Annotated in this window: 18 protein-coding genes; 4 read left to right on the top strand and 14 right to left on the bottom strand. The window is 63.5% G+C overall.

The genetic code is table 11. The annotated features are described in order from the left end of the window. Position 1: 1 nt before the first annotated feature. The 5 genes from Q0974_RS03535 to Q0974_RS03515 all read right to left on the bottom strand — a co-directional run bounded on the left by Q0974_RS03535 (position 2) and on the right by Q0974_RS03515 (position 4,854). Complete coding sequence (locus Q0974_RS03535; RefSeq protein WP_299322712.1) at positions 2-1,390, bottom strand: TIGR03013 family XrtA/PEP-CTERM system glycosyltransferase; 1,389 nt, start codon at positions 1,388-1,390, stop codon at positions 2-4. 126 nt (positions 1,391-1,516) lie between these two features. Further along, positions 1,517-2,314: a crotonase/enoyl-CoA hydratase family protein gene (locus tag Q0974_RS03530; RefSeq protein ID WP_299322710.1), complete on the bottom strand. Its 798-nt coding sequence runs from the start codon at positions 2,312-2,314 to the stop codon at positions 1,517-1,519. Positions 2,315-2,318: 4 nt separating this feature from the next. Continuing rightward, the gene (locus tag Q0974_RS03525) at positions 2,319-3,044 is read right to left on the bottom strand and encodes an SDR family NAD(P)-dependent oxidoreductase (RefSeq protein ID WP_299322709.1); all 726 of its coding nucleotides are present in this window, start codon (positions 3,042-3,044) and stop codon (positions 2,319-2,321) included. Between the two features lie 3 nt (positions 3,045-3,047). Then, positions 3,048-3,941 carry a phytanoyl-CoA dioxygenase family protein gene (locus Q0974_RS03520; RefSeq protein ID WP_299322706.1) on the bottom strand — a complete coding sequence of 298 codons (894 nt, stop codon included), beginning with the start codon at positions 3,939-3,941 and terminating at the stop codon, positions 3,048-3,050. A gap of 1 nt (position 3,942) precedes the next feature. After that, a complete protein-coding gene (locus Q0974_RS03515) occupies positions 3,943-4,854 on the bottom strand; it encodes a fatty acid desaturase family protein (protein ID WP_299322704.1) in 912 nt (303 codons plus the stop codon). A 52-nt stretch (positions 4,855-4,906) separates the two neighbouring features. On the opposite strand from Q0974_RS03515, the gene Q0974_RS03510 reads away from it, so the two are divergent. Next, the gene (locus tag Q0974_RS03510) at positions 4,907-5,728 is read left to right on the top strand and encodes a hypothetical protein (RefSeq protein ID WP_299322701.1); all 822 of its coding nucleotides are present in this window, start codon (positions 4,907-4,909) and stop codon (positions 5,726-5,728) included. Positions 5,729-5,916: 188 nt separating this feature from the next. Further along, entirely contained in the window at positions 5,917-6,972 is a 1,056-nt protein-coding gene (locus Q0974_RS03505) for a mannose-1-phosphate guanylyltransferase/mannose-6-phosphate isomerase (RefSeq protein ID WP_299322696.1), read from the top strand. Here the strand turns inward: Q0974_RS03505 and Q0974_RS03500 are convergent. Both Q0974_RS03500 and Q0974_RS03495 read right to left on the bottom strand, forming a co-directional pair. Next, complete coding sequence (locus Q0974_RS03500; protein ID WP_299322693.1) at positions 6,969-7,736, bottom strand: hypothetical protein; 768 nt, start codon at positions 7,734-7,736, stop codon at positions 6,969-6,971. The genes Q0974_RS03505 and Q0974_RS03500 overlap by 4 nt on opposite strands. Positions 7,737-7,770: 34 nt before the next feature. Then, positions 7,771-9,162, bottom strand: a complete 1,392-nt coding sequence (locus tag Q0974_RS03495) for a short-chain fatty acyl-CoA regulator family protein (RefSeq protein WP_299322690.1) — start codon at positions 9,160-9,162, stop codon at positions 7,771-7,773. A gap of 200 nt (positions 9,163-9,362) precedes the next feature. Between Q0974_RS03495 and aceA the strand changes: the two genes are divergently transcribed. Further along, complete coding sequence (gene aceA, locus Q0974_RS03490; RefSeq protein WP_299322688.1) at positions 9,363-10,643, top strand: isocitrate lyase; 1,281 nt, start codon at positions 9,363-9,365, stop codon at positions 10,641-10,643. Between the two features lie 149 nt (positions 10,644-10,792). Here aceA and Q0974_RS03485 read toward each other — a convergent pair whose 3' ends face one another. Beyond that, positions 10,793-11,149 (bottom strand): helix-turn-helix domain-containing protein, encoded by a 357-nt coding sequence (locus Q0974_RS03485; protein WP_299322685.1) that lies wholly within the window; start codon positions 11,147-11,149, stop codon positions 10,793-10,795. Positions 11,150-11,250: 101 nt separating this feature from the next. Between Q0974_RS03485 and Q0974_RS03480 the strand changes: the two genes are divergently transcribed. Then, a complete protein-coding gene (locus Q0974_RS03480) occupies positions 11,251-11,967 on the top strand; it encodes a glutathione S-transferase family protein (protein WP_299322684.1) in 717 nt (238 codons plus the stop codon). A gap of 16 nt (positions 11,968-11,983) precedes the next feature. Here Q0974_RS03480 and Q0974_RS03475 read toward each other — a convergent pair whose 3' ends face one another. Genes Q0974_RS03475 through Q0974_RS03450 form a run of 6 tightly spaced genes read right to left on the bottom strand, consistent with a single transcriptional unit; the run spans position 11,984 to position 17,070 of the window. Next, positions 11,984-12,586 (bottom strand): protein tyrosine phosphatase family protein, encoded by a 603-nt coding sequence (locus tag Q0974_RS03475; RefSeq protein ID WP_299322681.1) that lies wholly within the window; start codon positions 12,584-12,586, stop codon positions 11,984-11,986. 4 nt (positions 12,587-12,590) lie between these two features. Then, positions 12,591-13,916, bottom strand: a complete 1,326-nt coding sequence (locus Q0974_RS03470) for an amidohydrolase (RefSeq protein ID WP_299322679.1) — start codon at positions 13,914-13,916, stop codon at positions 12,591-12,593. A 22-nt stretch (positions 13,917-13,938) separates the two neighbouring features. Further along, positions 13,939-14,430, bottom strand: coding sequence for a hypothetical protein (locus Q0974_RS03465; RefSeq protein ID WP_299322678.1), 492 nt, complete (start codon positions 14,428-14,430; stop codon positions 13,939-13,941). Then, the gene (locus tag Q0974_RS03460; RefSeq protein WP_299322676.1) at positions 14,427-15,098 is read right to left on the bottom strand and encodes a DUF4893 domain-containing protein; all 672 of its coding nucleotides are present in this window, start codon (positions 15,096-15,098) and stop codon (positions 14,427-14,429) included. The genes Q0974_RS03465 and Q0974_RS03460 overlap by 4 nt, the downstream gene beginning before the upstream one ends. A 40-nt stretch (positions 15,099-15,138) precedes the next feature. Next, the gene (locus Q0974_RS03455; RefSeq protein ID WP_299322674.1) at positions 15,139-15,924 is read right to left on the bottom strand and encodes a 3-hydroxybutyrate dehydrogenase; all 786 of its coding nucleotides are present in this window, start codon (positions 15,922-15,924) and stop codon (positions 15,139-15,141) included. 15 nt (positions 15,925-15,939) lie between these two features. Further along, the gene (locus Q0974_RS03450; RefSeq protein WP_299322671.1) at positions 15,940-17,070 is read right to left on the bottom strand and encodes a DUF3734 domain-containing protein; all 1,131 of its coding nucleotides are present in this window, start codon (positions 17,068-17,070) and stop codon (positions 15,940-15,942) included. Between the last annotated feature and the right edge of the window lie 119 nt (positions 17,071-17,189).

Genomic DNA, 17,189 nt, shown 5'->3' with positions numbered 1-17,189 from the left:
CTCAGCGCGCGCCTTCGGGCCAGATCACGACCCGCACCGTCTGCAACAGGATCAACAGATCGAGAAACGGTGTGTAATTCTTGGCGTAATAGAGATCATATTCGAGCTTGTGCCGCGCATCTTCGAGGCTCGCGCCATAGGGATAGTTGACCTGCGCCCAGCCCGTGATCCCCGGTTTCACCATATGGCGTTCGGCATAATAGGGCATCTTGGTCGCCAGATCGTCGACAAACTGTTTGCGCTCCGGGCGCGGGCCGACGAAGCTCATCTCACCCTTCAGCACGGTCCAGGCCTGGGGCAGTTCGTCGATTCGCAATTTGCGGATGATCCGGCCGACCCGCGTCACGCGCGGATCGTTCTTCTGCGCCCAGACGGCCTCGCCATCCTTTTCCGCATCGTCGCGCATCGAGCGTAGTTTGATGAGCTCGAATTCCTGGCCATATTGGCCGACGCGCTTCTGGCGGAAAAAGGCCGGACCCTTGCTCTCCAGCTTGATAGCGATCGCGGTCAACAGAATGATCGGCGCGGTCAGGACCAGCAACAGGCTGCTCGCAACGATATCAAACAGGCGTTTCAGCGCGCTCGAAATCCGCCGCCCGCTCGAAAAGCCGTCGGAAAAGATCAGCCAGCTCGGATTAACGCTGTCGAGATCGACCCGCCCGGTTTCGCGTTCGAGAAAGCTCGACAGATCGTTGACATGCACGCCGGTCGTCTTGATCCGCAACAGATCGTCGAGCGGCAGGGCGTTGCGCCGTTCCTCGAGCGCCAGCACGACTTCGCTGGCGTTCAAGAGTACGACATGATCGGCAAGATTGTAGATCGCCTCGCGGTTAATCGCTTCGGGGATTTCCTGCCGGCCGTCGTTCATTGCGATATAGCCGACGACGACGAAGCCCGATCCCGGGTCCGTGGCCAGTTCCTTGATCCGCTGCGCGCGCGTGCCGGCGCCGAGCACGACGAGACGACGTTTGAAGGCCGCCCCGCCCAGCGTCTTGCCCAGTAGGATGCGCATGCCGAACAAGAGGACGGTTGCGATGATCATCGAATAGAAAAGGTTGGAGCGCCAGAGCGAGAGATCGGGCACAAGGAAGAAGATCGCCGAAAGGCAGATGATCCCGATCGAGATCGCGACGAGCAGGCGCGCGAGCGCGAAGCGCAGCGAATTGAGCGCCTCGGTGCCGTAAACGCCGACCGCAATCATCGCGATCTCCAGCGCCACGGCAAAGGCGAGCAGTTCGGGAATCCGCGTCGTCAGCGGCTCGGGAATCGCGCCGATCTGGCTGAGGCGATAGACCCAGCCGAGCTCCGCCGCGACGAAGAGCAGGATGAAATCCATGATCCCCAGCAGCAGCACCGCATTGGGCACATAATGTTTGAACAGCCTGATCACGCCCGGAAACGCCCATTATTGCCTGCAATTCAGACTGTCTTAGCCGCAAATCGTAAAGAAATCCGACACAATGCGCGTGTCGGGATATTTTACGCCCGCAGGTTGGAGTGCGCGGGGTGAAACCCGCTATTTTCCTTTGAAATCGGGGGCTCGCTTCTCGAGGATCGCATCGATGCCTTCGATATGATCCTCGGTCACATGCATCAGTGCCTGGCTCGCGGCCGACATTTCCATGATCGTGTCGAAATCGCTCGTCGCACCGCGCCGCATCAGCTGTTTCGCCAGACGTAGCGCTTGTGGCGGCTGGGCGGCGATTTTTTCGGCCAGCGCCATGGCAGTGTCCATCAGCTGCTCGCCCGGTACGACGCGCGAAACTAGCCCCCATTCGAGCGCCGTTTCGGCATCGACCACATCGCCGGTATAGAGGAGTTCGGCCGCCCGTGCGTGACCGATGATGCGCGGCAACAGCCAAGCCCCGCCATCGCCCGGAATCAGCGCGAGCTTCAGGAAGGTCACGCCGAATTTCGCTTTGTCGGAAGCGATCCGCAGGTCCGCCATGCAGGCGACGTCGCATCCGAGGCCGATGGCCGGGCCGTTAACCGCGGCGATCAGCGGCAGCTCGAAATGGTAGAGCGCGCTGACCAGCTTGTGGATGCCGCCGCGATAGCTGCGCCGGATATCATCGGGTGCGCCGCCGAACGCGCCATCGCGCTTGCGCATCGCCTTGATATCGCCGCCGGCCGAAAAGGCCCGGCCCGCACCGGTTAGGATCGCCGCACGGATATAGGGATCGGCCGTCACCTCGTCGCACGCGGCGGCGATCTCGGCGCCGTCCGGGCCGTTGCTCAGCGCGTTCATCGAGTCCGGCCGGTTGAGGGTCAGGATCGCGACCGCGCCGCGCTTATCGACTTTGAGCACGCTCATCGGGCTACCAGTTTTCCTTGAACGGGCGGAGGTCGATTTCATGCGTCCAGGCCGAGCGGTGCTGGCTGTGCAGATGCCAGAAATTTTCGGCGATCGCGTCCGGATCGAGGCTGCCATCCTCGCCCAGCTGTTCGAGATAGTCTCCGAAGCGGCTGCGCACCATTTCGCCGTCGATCACGCCGTCGATGACCACATGGCCGACATGCACGCCCTGCGGTCCATATTCGCGCGCCAGTGACTGGGCGAGCATCCTGAGGCCGGCCTTAGCGGCCGCGAAATGGGCGAAGGCCGGCTTGCCGCGCATCGAGGCGGATGCGCCGGTGAACAGCATCGTGCCATGGCCCTGTTCGGCGAGGATCGGCATCGCGGCCTTGGCCGTCAGCATGCCGCCAAGGCAGCAGACGCGCCAGAATTGTTCGAACTGTTCGGGCGTCAGCTCCGCGAACGGGATGATCGCATTATTGCCGACATTATAGATGACGGCGTCGATCGGTCCGCGTTCCGCTGCATGATCGAACAGCGCCGCAATATCGCCGGCATCGGTCGCGTCCCCGGCCAGCGCTTCCGCGCTGCCGCCATCGGCCGCGATGCTGTCCACGACCGTATCGAGCTTGTCCTTGGTCCGGCCGGAAACGATGGTGTGCAGTCCCTCTGCGGCGAAGCGCCGCGCGATTGCCGCGCCCAGGCCACGTTCGGCGCCGACGCCGAGAACAATTGCCGATCCGGCCATGATTCACCCTCCGTGTTTGTGTGCGCCCTCCAATACACGCTTCGGGTGCATGCCGTCGACATAGCCCATGAAGGGCGGGTGGATCGAATAGCCGATCAGTTCGCGGGCGCGCTCGGGCAAGGTCGCCGCCTCAGCGGGCGTCATCGTCATCGCCATATTCTCAAGTTGCCGCGCCCAGCCCGTGCAATATTGGGGAGTGACGATCAGGCGCGGCGCGTCCGACCGGTTGGCGCCGCCACGATGCCAGAGCGTGCCCTTGGTCACCATCAGCGAGCCTGATGGCATGACCGCCTTGATCGCATCGTCGCGTGCGGCCGGATCGTCATCGACGTCGCGGATGTCGGTGTTGGCGAAATCGGCGGCGCTGTTCGCGCCCGCAATGCTGTCTTCGGGCCACAAATGGCTACCGGGCAGCAGCTCGGTCGCGCCATTATCCTCGGTCATCGGGTCGATCGCCCAGAAAGTGCTGACGCCAAAGGATGGGCGCGGGCGATCGACGCGCAAATGGCTGTCGTCATAATGCCAGGGCTGGACGGTCTCGCCCGGCTGCAGCTTGATCGCGAGGCAGGCGGAAAGCAGGCAGGAGCGCCCCAGATCGGCCTCGGCAAAGGCGAGCGCCAGCGGATGGGTAACGAGATCGGCGAACACTGGCGACTTGGCGAGCATCGCATAGACGCGATTCGATTTCATGCCTTCGAAATCGTTGCGGCCCGTGACGTCCGCATCGAGATAGGGCCGCAGCGCGGCGCGCTGCCGATCCACCTCTTCGGGCGGCAGGACGTTTTCGAAGATCAGATAGCCGGTTTCGTCGAACTCCGCCTTCCAGTCGGCGAAGCTGCGCCCGTCCAGCCATTGTGCGATGTCGCTCTCCGCGACACCCTCTTCGCCCCGCGCCATATCAGGCCGCTGCCGCTACGGGTTCGGGCCGCACCGCGCGCCGGATGACATCGCGATAGCCGCGCGAGAGGCAGTCGTGCCGGTCATAATAGCCGCGTTCGCGCAGCAGCCGGTGCAGCTTCGGCAGGTTATAGGGCGGCACGGCCGCGAAATGGTGATGCTCGCAATGATAGTTGACGTAGTTGGGTGCGAGGAACAGCCGCTCGATCGGGTTGGCGATCGTGGTGTTGGTGTTTTCGCGCGGTTCAAGGCTCAGCCGGTCCTTCACCACGCCATGCTCGCCAATATTGCGCAGCCGCGTGACGGCCGGGAAGACGAACAGCTCGGCCACCCACCACAGCGCATAGGCCCAAGGCGCGCCCGCAAACCAGAGTGACGCGAACAGCGCCGCATGGAAAACGAGCCAGGGCAGGTCCTTGGGCAGTTTCAACTTGCGCAGTTTGAAGATCAGGTCGCGAATGCCCGTGCGCCCGGTGAAGTCGCGCGTGAATTTGCGGCGCAGACTGTCGCGCGGCACCGGATAGTTTTTGACGAGCGCGATATCGGGGTCCTTCGGCGTGCCGGCATGTTGGTGATGTGTCAGATGATATTTGCGATAGGCTTTGAGCGACACATTCATCGGCCCGCCCGCCAGCCAATGACCGACAAATTCGTTGACACGGCGGCTGGAGAAGAACGCATGATGCGCGCAATCGTGCATGATGACCGAAAGGCCGAGCTGCCGCCCGGCGAGCAGCGCGATCGCCAGCAGGATCGTCAGCGGGTTGGGCCACAGGATCGCCATCGCGAATGCACCGGCGATGATCGCGTAGGTTATAACCAGAATGGCCAGCGCCTTGACGTCGGATGTCTTCATCAGCGCGCGCAATTCGTCCTTGCTGACGGCGTCGGACAGGCTGACCGGTTCGGACATGATCGCTCCCTTGCAAGGTGACCGGAAAACTTATAACTGAAAATCGAATATTATGTCAATTTCTGTTTCATTCGACCGGCCGGACGGCGCGGACATGACGGGGCGTAGCCTGATCCTGTCGCTAATGAATGCCGTCGGCACGCGGCAGATGACGGCGGCGCAGCTCATCGCGGCCGGTTCGATATTCGATATCGAAGACAGTGCGATGCGCATGGCCGCGACGCGACTGATCAAGGAAGGCCTGCTGGAGAGCGCTGGGCGCGGGCTTTACGTGTCCGGCCCCGAATCTCGGCCCTTGCGCGATCAGGTCCGCGGTTGGCGCAATGTCCGCGAACGCACGCGAGACTGGGCGGGCGGCTGGCTCGCCGTCCCCGCCGGCAATCTCGGGCGCACGGACCGCAAGCAGTTGGCGGCGCGCTCGCAGGCGCTCAAGCTCAACGGTTTTGCCGAGGCCGAACCCGATCTCTGGGTGCGCCCGGCCAATCTGGCGATAGAGATCGACGCGCTGCGCGGCGAGCTGATCGGGATCGGTCTCGACGAGGGCGCGATGCTGTTCGCACTGGCCGACTATGCCGCGCCCGATGGCGTGGATTTCGCAACGCTCTGGGACATTGAAGGACTTCAGGCACGCTATGCCGAGGCGCTGGCGGTCATCGAAACGAGCGCCGCCCGGCTTGGTGACCTGCCGCTCGGCGCGGCCGCCCGAGAATCCCTGCTGCTCGGCCAGGCCGCGATCCGGCTCATCAATCTCGATCCGCTGCTGCCCGGCGCCATGGTCGATAACGGCCCGCGGGACCGGCTCGTCGATGCGATGAAGCGTTACAACGCACGTGGTCAGGCGATCTGGCGCGACTATTACCGATCGGTTGCCTAAAGCATGACCAGTTCAGGTTGAGGCATCCGTCATTGCGAGCGAAGCGAAGCAATCCAGAGCGGCTAGCGATATCGCCTGCCGCCCTGGATTGCTTCGTCGCCTCCGGCTTCTCGCAATGACGATTCAATTGAAGCCGATTATGCTCTAACGGCTTTCGCCGCGCGGGCGAAACCGCCATAAGGCCGCGCATGGCGAAACCCCCGATCACTCCCGTCATCCTGACCGGCGGCAGCGGTACGCGGCTCTGGCCGCTCTCGCGTAAGGCGCGCGCCAAACAGTTCCTTCCGCTGGCAAGCGAGCGCACGATGCTCGAAGAGACGATCGCGCGTGCGACCGGCGACCGGTTCGCGCGGCCGATGCTGGTCGGCGGTGCGGCGCAGGCCGATATGCTGCGCGCGCTGGGCGGCGATGCGCGGCTGATGCTCGAGCCGATGGCGCGGAATACGGCAGCGGCGATCGCGCTCGCCGCGCTCGCCCTCGCCCCCGATGCGCTGATGCTGGTCATGCCGAGCGACCATGTGATCGCCGACGTCCCGGCCTTTCACGCGGCAATCGAGACGGCGGCCGAACTGGCGGCGGAAGGCTGGCTTGTCACGTTCGGCATCGCGCCGGACGGGCCGGAAACGGGCTATGGCTATATTCTGGAAGGCGGAGCCATCGGCGATGGCGCGTTCGCAGTCGAGCGGTTCGTCGAAAAGCCGGACCGCGAAACGGCGGAGCAGTTTCTGGCCGCGGGCGGCTATCACTGGAATGGCGGCATCTTCCTGTTTACCGCCCGCGCCTATATGGCCGGGCTCGACGCCCATGCGGCGGAAATCGCGGCGGCGGCCCGCGCGGCGATGGCGGATGTGGCGGCGGATGCGGATTCCATCGAACCCGATGCCGCAGCATTCGGCACCGCGCCGTCCATTTCCATAGACTATGCGGTGATGGAAAAAGCGGAGCGCGTCGCCGTCGTGCCGGTCAGCATGGGCTGGTCGGACCTTGGCAGCTGGGACGCGCTGCATGAGTTGTTAGAGAAGGATGCGGCCGGGAACGCGCTGTCGGGCGAGGTGCTGGCCATCGACAGCGCGAATACGCTTATCCGTACGGATGGCCCCAGCGTTGCCGCAGTCGGCGTCAACGATCTGATTGTCGTCGCGACGGGCGATGCCGTTCTCATATTGCCGCGCGGCGAAAGTCAGCGCGTGAAAGATGTGGTCGAAGCACTCAAGGCCGGCGAAGACCCGAACAATCTTCTCTAGCGCACGGTGATCGTCCGGCTGCCGATACCGGTATTCCCGGTGATCGGATGATAGGCGATGACCGATATCGTATGGACGCCGCTTTCGGCCGGCGTGAACGCGCCCGCGAACTGGGTGGCCGTTCCCGCATAGGCGAGATCGCCATCCGTCACCGCCGCGCCGTCGCGCGTGACGCTGTAGCTGATCTCATACTGGTCCGCGTCCCAGGTGCCGCCCGGTGTGAGCGGGCAGCCGCACAGATGGGCGACTTCCACCGCGATCGGCACCTCGGCTCCCGCCGTGAATTCGCGGCCGAAGGAAGAGGGTGCGCCGAAATCGACGATCAGGCCGGACAGCGTCAGGATCACGCCGTCCGCGCCGTGCGGCGGGCGGCCCGGTATCATCCAGAGCGTCTGCGAGGCGGCGGTGGCTGCTTGGGGATGATCGACCGGCCCATGGGCGTCGATCCGCACCAGCGTCGGCGCATCGATATCGATCGTCGCGGAAAAACCGGCATCGCCTTCGCCGGCAATGCTGCCATGCCGGGCGCGTGGCGTATTGACGATCCGGTCGGTATTGCCGGTGATGCCCGAGGTGACGCCCTCGGCGAGCACGGCATTGGTCTCCGCATCGCGGATAACGACATGCGCGCCGCCCAATGTCGTCCCGATGAATTTCGCATCGTCGGAGAGGACGCGGACCGTGATCGGCGTCGGTTCGGCCGCAACTGTCGCTGGCATGGCGAGCAGCACTGCGGACAGCATAAGGGTCGAAAATCTCTGCATTTTCAGGCCTCCGGTTGAGCGTTGGGATGCCCGACTAATCGCCTGCAAAGGCAAAGGGCGTCAAGGCCCGTTCGCGTTCGTTGATAAGTAGCGCGCGACCCAAGGGCGGCGCGCTGCGCTGCGGGCAATCGGCACGCGTGCAGGCGCGGCAGCCCAGCCCGATCGGTGTCGCGGTGCCCGCTTGCAGATCCATCCCACGTGCTTCGGCCAGCGATCCGGCATGCTCGGCGGCCAGCCCGAGCCCGATCGCGAATTCCGCGCGCACGCCGCTCGGCGCCCGGCTGACCGGATGGACGGTGCGCGAGATGGTCAGCCAGCGGCTCTCGTCCTCAAGCACCACGAGCTGCCGCGCGAATTCGCCAGGCCGGTCGAAGGCGCGGTGGATATGCCAGAGTGGGCAGAAGCCCGTCGCATCGGTCAGCGGCGATCCGCTCGCCCCGGCATAGCGCTTGGACACCGTGCCCGCCCGGTCGATGCGCATCATGAAGAAGGGCAGGCCGCGCTCGCCGACGCGCTGCAGCGTCGTCAGCCGATGCGCGACCTGTTCGAAGCCCGCACCGAAGCGCCGCTGCAGCAGCTCGAAATCATAGCCGCTGCTCTCGCAGGCGCGCAGGAACCGGCGATAGGGCATCATCAGCCCGGCCGCGAAATAGCCGGCGAGATGCCGGTGATAGAAACGCTCCTGCACGGCTTCGGCAAATTCCGCCCCGGCGACGAGCGCGTCGATCTCCGCCTTGGCTTCGATCTGGGCGAGCTGGAACCCGGCCTGGAAGGTGCGGCTCGCCTGGTCGAGCATTTCGGAGAGCTGCAACTGACGCGCGTGCAGGTCGAGGCGGCGGAGCCGGTCGGGCATGACATCGGCGGGCAGGATGCGGATCGTGAGCTGATGCTTGGAGCGCAGACGTTCGGCGATCGCGCCGTACAGGTCGCCCGCGCCGAGGCGCAATTCATCCGCCAGCGCCTCGGCCTGGCCGTCGAGATCGGCATAATGGTTTTTCCACCGCTCGATCTCGCGGCGGACGGGGATGATCGGATCCAGCGCCTGCGGATCGCCGCTGCCGCCGCCTTGCACCATCCGGTCGAAGGCGCGCGCGAAGGCTTCCGCGCCGCCGGGCGCCGCAGCCAGCCATTCGAGCAGCTCGTTGCGGTCGATATCGAGATCGGCGAACAGCGGATCGGCGAGCCGCCGCCGGAGTCCGGTTTCGCCGCCGCCCGGCTCGTCGTCGGACAGGCTGCGCGGATCGAAATCGAACTGTTCGGCGAGGCGCAGCAGGAGGGTCGCGGAGAGTGGTCGCTGATTGCGCTCGATCAGGTTCAGATAGCTCGGGCTGATATCGAGAGTGTCGGCCATCGCCGCCTGGGTAAGCGCGGCCTGGCGGCGGACGCGCTTGATCCGGTGTCCGGCGAAAAGCTTGGGGTCGGCCATGGCTTTCCTTCCACCGCCGAATGAGTGTTGTCAATAAATTTACAAAAATACAAAGTGAAAGGCAAGATGGCCGACTCCCGGACCTCATATATCGCACTGCAGCATAGGCGGAAAAAGCCGAATCAGCTATGTAGTCCCTCGAAGCGCGGCGGAAAGCCGTTCCTCCCCAATCGAAAAAGGCATGTAAAGGATTAACTGAAATGGCGACTTTCGAAGAGCTGATTCCCGCCGCACCCGGCCGTTTTGACGGCATCACCCGTCCCTATGGGCCCGACAAGGTCGACGCGCTGCGTGGATCGGTGAAGATCGATTATACGCTGGCAAGCAAGGGTGCGAACAAGCTTTGGGAGCTGCTGCACACCGAAGACTATATCAACGCGCTGGGCGCGCTGTCCGGCAATCAGGCTATGCAGATGGTGCGCGCTGGGTTGCAGGCGATCTACCTGTCGGGCTGGCAGGTCGCGGCCGACAATAATACCGCCGGCCAGACCTATCCCGATCAGTCGCTCTACCCGGCCAATGCCGGACCGGAGCTTGCGCGCAAGATCAACAACACGCTGCAGCGCGCCGATCAGATCGAACATTCTGAAGGCGGGGCGGAGCGCGATTGGTTCGCGCCGATCGTCGCCGATGCCGAAGCCGGTTTCGGCGGTCCGCTCAACTGTTTCGAGATCATGAAGGCCTATGTCGCGGCCGGCGCGGCGGGCGTCCATTACGAAGACCAGCTCGCTTCGGAGAAGAAATGCGGCCATCTGGGCGGCAAGGTGCTGATCCCGACCCAGGCGCATATCCGCAATCTCGATGCCGCGCGCCTCGCCGCGGACGTGTGCGGCGTGCCGATGGTGATCTGTGCGCGTACGGATGCTGAGTCTGCGAAACTGATGACTTCGGACATCGACGAGCGCGATCACGAGTTCATGACCGGCGAGCGGACTCCCGAAGGCTTTTTCCGTCTCAAGGACGGCACCGGCGTCGATCACTGCATCAAGCGCGGCCTCGCCTTTGCCGAACATGCTGACCTTCTCTGGTGGGAAACTTCGAAGCCCAATCTCGACGATGCCCGCCGATTCGCCGAAGCGATCAAGAAGGAATATCCGAACAAGATGCTGGCCTATAACTGCTCGCCGAGCTTCAACTGGGAGGCCAATCTCGACAAGGATACGATCGCGAAGTTCCAGCGCGAGATCGGCGCGATGGGCTACAAGTTCCAGTTCGTGACGCTGGCCGGTTTCCACCAGCTCAATCACGGCATGTTCGAGCTCGCCCGCGGCTACAAGGATCGCGGCATGGCGGCTTACAGCGAACTGCAGCAGGCCGAATTCGATTCCGAAGAAAATGGCTACACGGCGACACGCCACCAGCGCGAAGTCGGCACCGGCTATTTCGACATGGTTTCCAACGCGATTACGGGCGGACAGAGCTCGACGACGGCGCTCGCCGAGTCGACCGAAGCCGACCAGTTCGTCGAGGCGGCCGAGTAATGAAATAAGGAGTTTACTGATGGGGGCAGGTGCCCCCATCTTTTGTATTGAACACCCTATGGGAGAGGGTGCCTGCCCAGATTATCGAGCTTTTCCTGGGGAGGAGAAGAGACGCCCGTCCGGAGCAATCCAGGCGGGCGTTTTCTTTCTTACCCCGCGTGCTGCTCGGTCCAGCGCTGCAGCTCTTCCAATATCCCGATCGCCGCCTGTCCGCGGTCCGTGATGGAATAGCTTACGGCAACCGGTTTCGTCTCGATCACCGTGCGGCGGATCAATCCATGTGCTTCCAGATGGCGCAGGCGCTCGGACACCATCTTCTTGCTCGAACCGCTGATCATCCGGGCGAGATCGTTGAAGCGGACCGGCTCGTCGCGCAGATGCCAGAGGATCGATGCCGTCCATTTTCCGCCGAGAATAGCCATGCCCTGTTCGATCGCGCATGGCTCGTCGCATCCGTCGCGGACCGATTTGCGGCCCTTGCTGTCGATTTCGATCCGCGCGTCCATGTTTGGCCTTCGGGTTAGGTTACGAAAAGTATACTGGTTGATTTTCCTTTCCACAGCTAGCAGGTCGGCCAGCGTTCCGCCAGCGCGCCGAAAGGACCGACATGCCCCAGCCCGATATTCACCTTTTCACCGCCTCGACCATGAACGGCTGGAAGCCGACCATCTTTCTCGAAGAAGCCGGGGTCGACTATGATCTGACGCCGATCGATTTCAGCACGAAGGAGCAGAAATCGGACTGGTATATGAAGCTCAATCCCAATGGCCGCATTCCGACCATCGTAGATCGCGGCAACAGTGATTTCGTCGTGTTCGAATCGGGCGCGATCCTCTGGTATCTCGCGGAGAAATACGGCCAATTTCTGAGCGCCAATCCCGATCTCAAATCCGAAACGCTGCAATGGATCATGTTCCAGATGGGCGGCATCGGCCCGATGATGGGGCAGGCCATGTATTTCCAGCGGATCGCCGCGCCCAATGGGCAGGAAGAACCCTTCTCGATTCAACGCTATGTCGACGAAAGCCGGCGGTTGCTCGAAGTGCTGAACGGCCGCCTAAAGGGCCGCGAATTCCTGGTCGGCGACAGCTTTTCGATCGCCGATATCGCGACCTATCCCTGGGCGCGGGCCTATCCCTGGGCCAAGGTTTCGATCGACGGCCTCGACCATCTCGCCGCCTGGTTCGAACGGATCGATGCGCGCCCCGGCGTGCAACGGGCGCTACAGAAGCCGAAACCTGTCCCCGCCTTTTGGGGCGATGCCGACGATGCCGAATTCCTCAAGGAAAATGCCGGCCGCTTCTCGAGCGATGTGAAGACATAGTGTAGGCGACTCCAGCCTAATCTTCCAACGCGGCGCCCGCTTCGTTCATTGCCGCACTGGCCGGGATGTCCCAGAAGAAGGGCGTACCGAGCAGCCCTTCGACGCGGAGCATGCCGAAACCGATTTCGCGCGCTTCGTATATCGCTTCGTTTAGCGATACGCCGCCGTCCCGATACAGCCATGCCGCGAACATATGGCTCGCGCGACCGCTGCTCGCGCAGTGCAGCAGCACAGGCGCGCCGTCGGCTTCGTCGATAGCCGCCGCAACTTCAGCGAGCGCTTCGGGCGTCGCCGGATAGTCGCTTCCACCCTGCGGCACATGGACATAGCGCATGCCGAGGCGCTCAACCGCCGCTGCCTGATCGAAGGAGAGCCGTTCCATCTCGCCCGGCGTCCGCAGGTTGATAACGGTCGTCACGCCCGCCGCCGCCATCCTTGCCAATCCGGCCTCATCGGGCTGGCTTGCAATATAGAGATCGCCATAGCGCCCCAGCGTCCCGGAGAAACCGCTATTGTCGATCATCTCTGCGGACAGCGGCGCGACCGATTCAGCCGCACCGGGAGACACAGCCAGGGTGACAGAAGCCAATGCAACAAGAGCGCATTTGAATGTTCTCATAGTATCAATCCCCGGCATTTTCGGGTTGCAGGATATCGAGCGCCGCGGCGACCAGCGCTTCGGTCGCCGTGCCCACAACGATTTCCGCGTCCGGCGCCCAATGGGCGCTGTGAAGCGATGGCAGTTCGATCTCGCCGCGCTGCGCCGCTTCCCAGCGATCATGGGGCACGCCGCCAACCCAGAAGAGCACGCTCTGCACATTTTCGCGGTCGGCGCGATAATAGCGGCTGAAATCTTCGCCGCCCATCACGGGCTGGCCTTCCAGCACGCGCTCCTCGCCGAACCGGCTGCGCCATAGCGCGAAGAGTTCGCCCGACATTTCCGGCGTATTGTAGACCGCCGGCGTATATTCATCGCGCCGCGTCACGACCGGCAGCAACTCTTCGGGCAATCCGGCCACCATGCCTTCGGCGCGCGCGATCCGCTCGATGCCGCTCAGCAATTGTTCGCGCACTTCGTCGGTATAGCTGCGCACGGTGAGGAGCAACTGCGCTTCGTCCGAAATGATATTGTGCTTCGATCCCGCGCGGAAGCTGCCGACCGTAACGACGGCGGGCTGTTGCGGATCGATCTCGCGGCTCACCAACGTCTGCAGCGCGCCGACGATCCGCGCGCCGAGTACGATGGGATCGCGCGTCGTGTGTGGATAGGCGCCATGCCCGCCGACGCCGCGCACCTGAATGTCGACGCTATCGACATTGGCCATGGCAAAGCCGGATACAACGCCGATAAAGCCCGCCGGTGCGGAGGCGGCGTTATGAAACGCCAGCGCGTAATCGGGCCGGGGAAAGCGCTCATAGAGCCCGTCTTCCAGCATCATGCGCGCGCCCGCGCCGCGTTCCTCGGCCGGCTGCAGGATCGCGACGAGCGTGCCCGACCATTGATCGCGCCGCGCGACGAGCTGGCGGACTGCGCCGACCCAGGCGGTCATATGCGTGTCGTGCGCACAGGCATGCATGACGTATGACTCAATGCCTTCATCGGTGGTGGCGACAACCGTGCTCGCAAAGGGCAAGCCGGTTTCCTCTTGCACTGGCAGCCCGTCCATATCGGCGCGCAGCAACAGCACCGGACCGGGGCCGTTTTCCATCACCGCGACGACGCCATGGCCGCCAACGCCCGTCGTCACGTCGAGGCCCAGTTCTTCGGCGATCGCGGCGAGATGCGCGGCGGTATCGTCTTCCTGAAAGGAGAGTTCGGGATTGGCGTGCAGATGGCGGTAGAGTTCCATCAGCTCCGGCATATCCGCGGCAACGGCGTCGCGCAGCTCATCTGCCTGCGCGGGCACCGCGGCGAAGAGCAGGGGAAGGGCGAACAACAGGCGTTTCATCGTGATATCCTTGAACGGAGTGCTACTGATCGGGCGCGTGTTCGGCGTCAGGCGTAAAACCGGCATCGGCTTCGAATTGCGCGATGGCTTGCGACCGGGCCATCAGCTGGATCGGCAGCATGACCGCGCCGATGACAGTGGCGACGAGCGGCGTCAGCGTGAACAGGTTGAACAGGCCGTCTTCGGACCAGTTCAGCAGGAAGATCGGCAAGCTCACGAAAAAACAGATCGCATAGATCCAGGTCGCGAAATTGGGAAAGGCGAGCAGCTCTTCCCCGGATGCGGCGCGAACCGCGTAAATGCCTTTCTGGTCGCCGGCCTTGTAGAAATAGAAACGGCCCGACAGGCCGGGCGCGATCAGCGCGCGCATATCCTGCTTGGCGACCAGCTTTCTGTGTTCCGCCGTTTCCCCATCCGCTTCGCGAACCACGATCGAGCGGTAGATCATCTGCGCCCAGCCGGAGCGGCCCTCATCCGCCGATTCTATCGTCCCGTCGATGGTCCAGACGCTCATCCGGCACTCCCCTGATCCTCCGGCACCAGTTCGATGACATCGACCAGCGACTCGAAGCGTGGATAGGGTAGCACGATCCGCCAGCGGGCATCGCCGATCCGCTCAAGTATGCCGGCCATGTCGCGCGTCGTGTCCCGGCCATAGACATGGGCGCGGGTCTCATCGCCGAGCACGAGCACGCCGAGAAAGATCATCCTGAGCCGATTATCGGGATAGAAGGTGCCGCTCGGCCGCTGCGATCCGGTGAGCTTGACGAAGCGCAGCGTTTCGCCCTGATCGTCGATCCGGCAGCGAAACCAGGGATAGGCGACGAAGGAGAGCGGTACGCTGCCCTGCGAACCGAGCTTCACGAACCGGCAGCGATAATAGCCGGCCGGTGGGCGCGGATCGGCGCGCCCGGCATCGGGCTGCAGCAATATGCCTTCCTGGGCCACTTCATGCGCATGGCCGCCAGCCGCAGCATCGGCGACCCCTTCGCGGAAGGAGCGGCGGACATTCGAAATCCGCTGCCGATCGTCGTCCGTCGCGATCGACCGCCAAATGGTCGGGAGTTCCTGATCGGGATTGGCGCCCGCAGGCGTACCCGTTACGCCGGTCGTATAGGCGCAAGAGGCGGTCAGCAAAGCCGCTGTTATCGCGGCCAATATTGCATGCACTCGCCCGGTCATGCGGCAAGACCTAGCCGATCTTGCCGGTGCGGCATAGACGCTACTGCGCCGTCCAGCCCCCGTCGATCACGAGATTGGCGCCGGTCATCGATGCGGCTTCGTCGCGGCATAGGTAGAGGGCTTGGGCGGCGACCTGTTCGGGCGTCACGAACTGTTTGGTCGGCTGGGCGGCGAGCAGAACGTCGTTCATCACTTCCTCGCGCGTCATACCGCGCGATTGCATGGTGTCCGGAATCTGCTTCTCGACGAGCGGCGTCCAGACATAGCCGGGGCTGATACAGTTGACGGTGATGCCGTGCTGCGCGGTTTCGAGCGCGAGCGTTTTGACGAGCCCGGCAATGCCATGCTTCGCCGCGACATAGGCCGATTTGTTGGGACTCGCGACGAGCGAATGCGCCGAAGCGGTGCAGATAATCCGGCCCCAGCCCCTCTCTTTCATCGCCGGCACGGTCAGCCGCGCGAGATGCCAGGCAGAGGACAGGTTGATCGCAATGATCGCATCCCATTTCTCGGGCGGAAAATCGTCGATCGGCGCGACATGCTGGATGCCGGCATTGGCGATCGCGATATCCGCGCCGCCCAGTTCCTCGGTGCAGCGCGCCACCATCGCTTCGATCGCCGCCGGGTCCGTCATATCGGTATCGGAATAGAGCGCCGGCGCGCCCGAAACTTCCGCCAGCGCCACGCGCTCGGCCTCGATCTCATCGGCATCGCCAAAGCCGTTGATCATCACGCTCGCGCCCTCGGCTGCCAGCTCTTTTGCATAGGCGAGGCCGATGCCCGACGTCGAGCCGGTGACGATCGCCGTCTTGCCCTTGAGAAACATGAAAACGCCCTTTTACTATGCGGGGTTGAGATCGAATGCGGCGCTCTTGCCGTCCGCGATATTGCGCGCGATCACATCGCCGTGGCGCATCGTTTCGGCGACCGCTTCGCGACCGGCCTGCCAATGTTCGTCCATCGTGCGGCGGGAGAACTCATAGTCGCGCGATCCACCCTCCCAGGCATTGGCCTTGTGAATGAGATGGACGATGTTGAGCGCGGGTTCCTCGGCCAGCGCCTTCAATGCGGCGATATCGGGATCGTCGCACAGTTCCGCGGGCAGTTTGCGCAGCGCGGCTCGGATCGTGCCCGCCGTCTCGCTGCGCGCGAGAAACTGGTCGGTGATCTGGCGGGTGCGGCTCGAATAGCGGATTTCCTTTTCGCGCGCGAAGACATCGGTAATCGTCGATGGCCGCACGTCGGACGCGCTGAACAGGTCCACCTGGAAGACCAGCATGTCGCCTGTCCGCTCCGCGACGATATGCTGGAGCGGCGTGTTGGAGACGAGCCCGCCATCCCACCAAAGTCCGCCATCGATCTCAATCGGCGGCAGGCCGGGCGGCAATGCGCCCGAGGCCATGATATGCCGTGCGTCGAGCCGCTCATTGGCGCTGTCAAAATAGCGAAAGTTCCCGCTTTCGACATTCACCGCGCCGACCGAGAGGCGCACATCGCCGCCATTGACGAGATCCCAATCGACATGCGCGTCCAGCGTGTCGCGCAGCGGCGCACTGTCATAGAAGCTCATCGCCCCTTCGCTGTCCGGCAGCGCCATGAAAGGCGGCACTGCGCGGGGTGTGAAGAAGCCGGGCACGCCGAAAGCGGCGACGAACCCGGCCGACCATTCATGCATCGCCTCGCGGATGTAATCGCTCGGCCAGACGGGGAAGTTCGGCACGGCCGATGTCATCTCCTCCCAGAAATGCCGGAGCCGCAAGGCGCGATGGCCGGGTGGGTTGCCCGCGATGATCGCCGCGTTAATCGCGCCGATGGAGATGCCCGCGATCCAGTCCGGCATGATGCCGGCTTCGGCCAGTGCCTCGAAGACGCCGCCTTGATAGGAGCCGAGCGCGCCGCCGCCCTGCAGGACGAGTGCCGTCTGTTCGGGCAGGGGTAAAGCGTTGTTAAAAGAGGGGTCGATATCGGCCATAACGCCTTGGTTTATCGGGCAGGCTTCTGCGCGTTGCAACGCCATGCGGGGCCCAGTCTCTTAATAAATTGCGGTTTGTGTTTGGCTTGCGCATTATCGCCGCGACCAACGAAGGGAAT

It is taken from the genome of Parasphingopyxis sp. (genome assembly GCF_028279465.1).
Taxonomy (GTDB): domain Bacteria; phylum Pseudomonadota; class Alphaproteobacteria; order Sphingomonadales; family Sphingomonadaceae; genus Parasphingopyxis.
The sequence above is the reverse complement of the archived record's forward strand: the minus strand, read 5'-3'. Positions and strand labels throughout refer to the sequence as shown.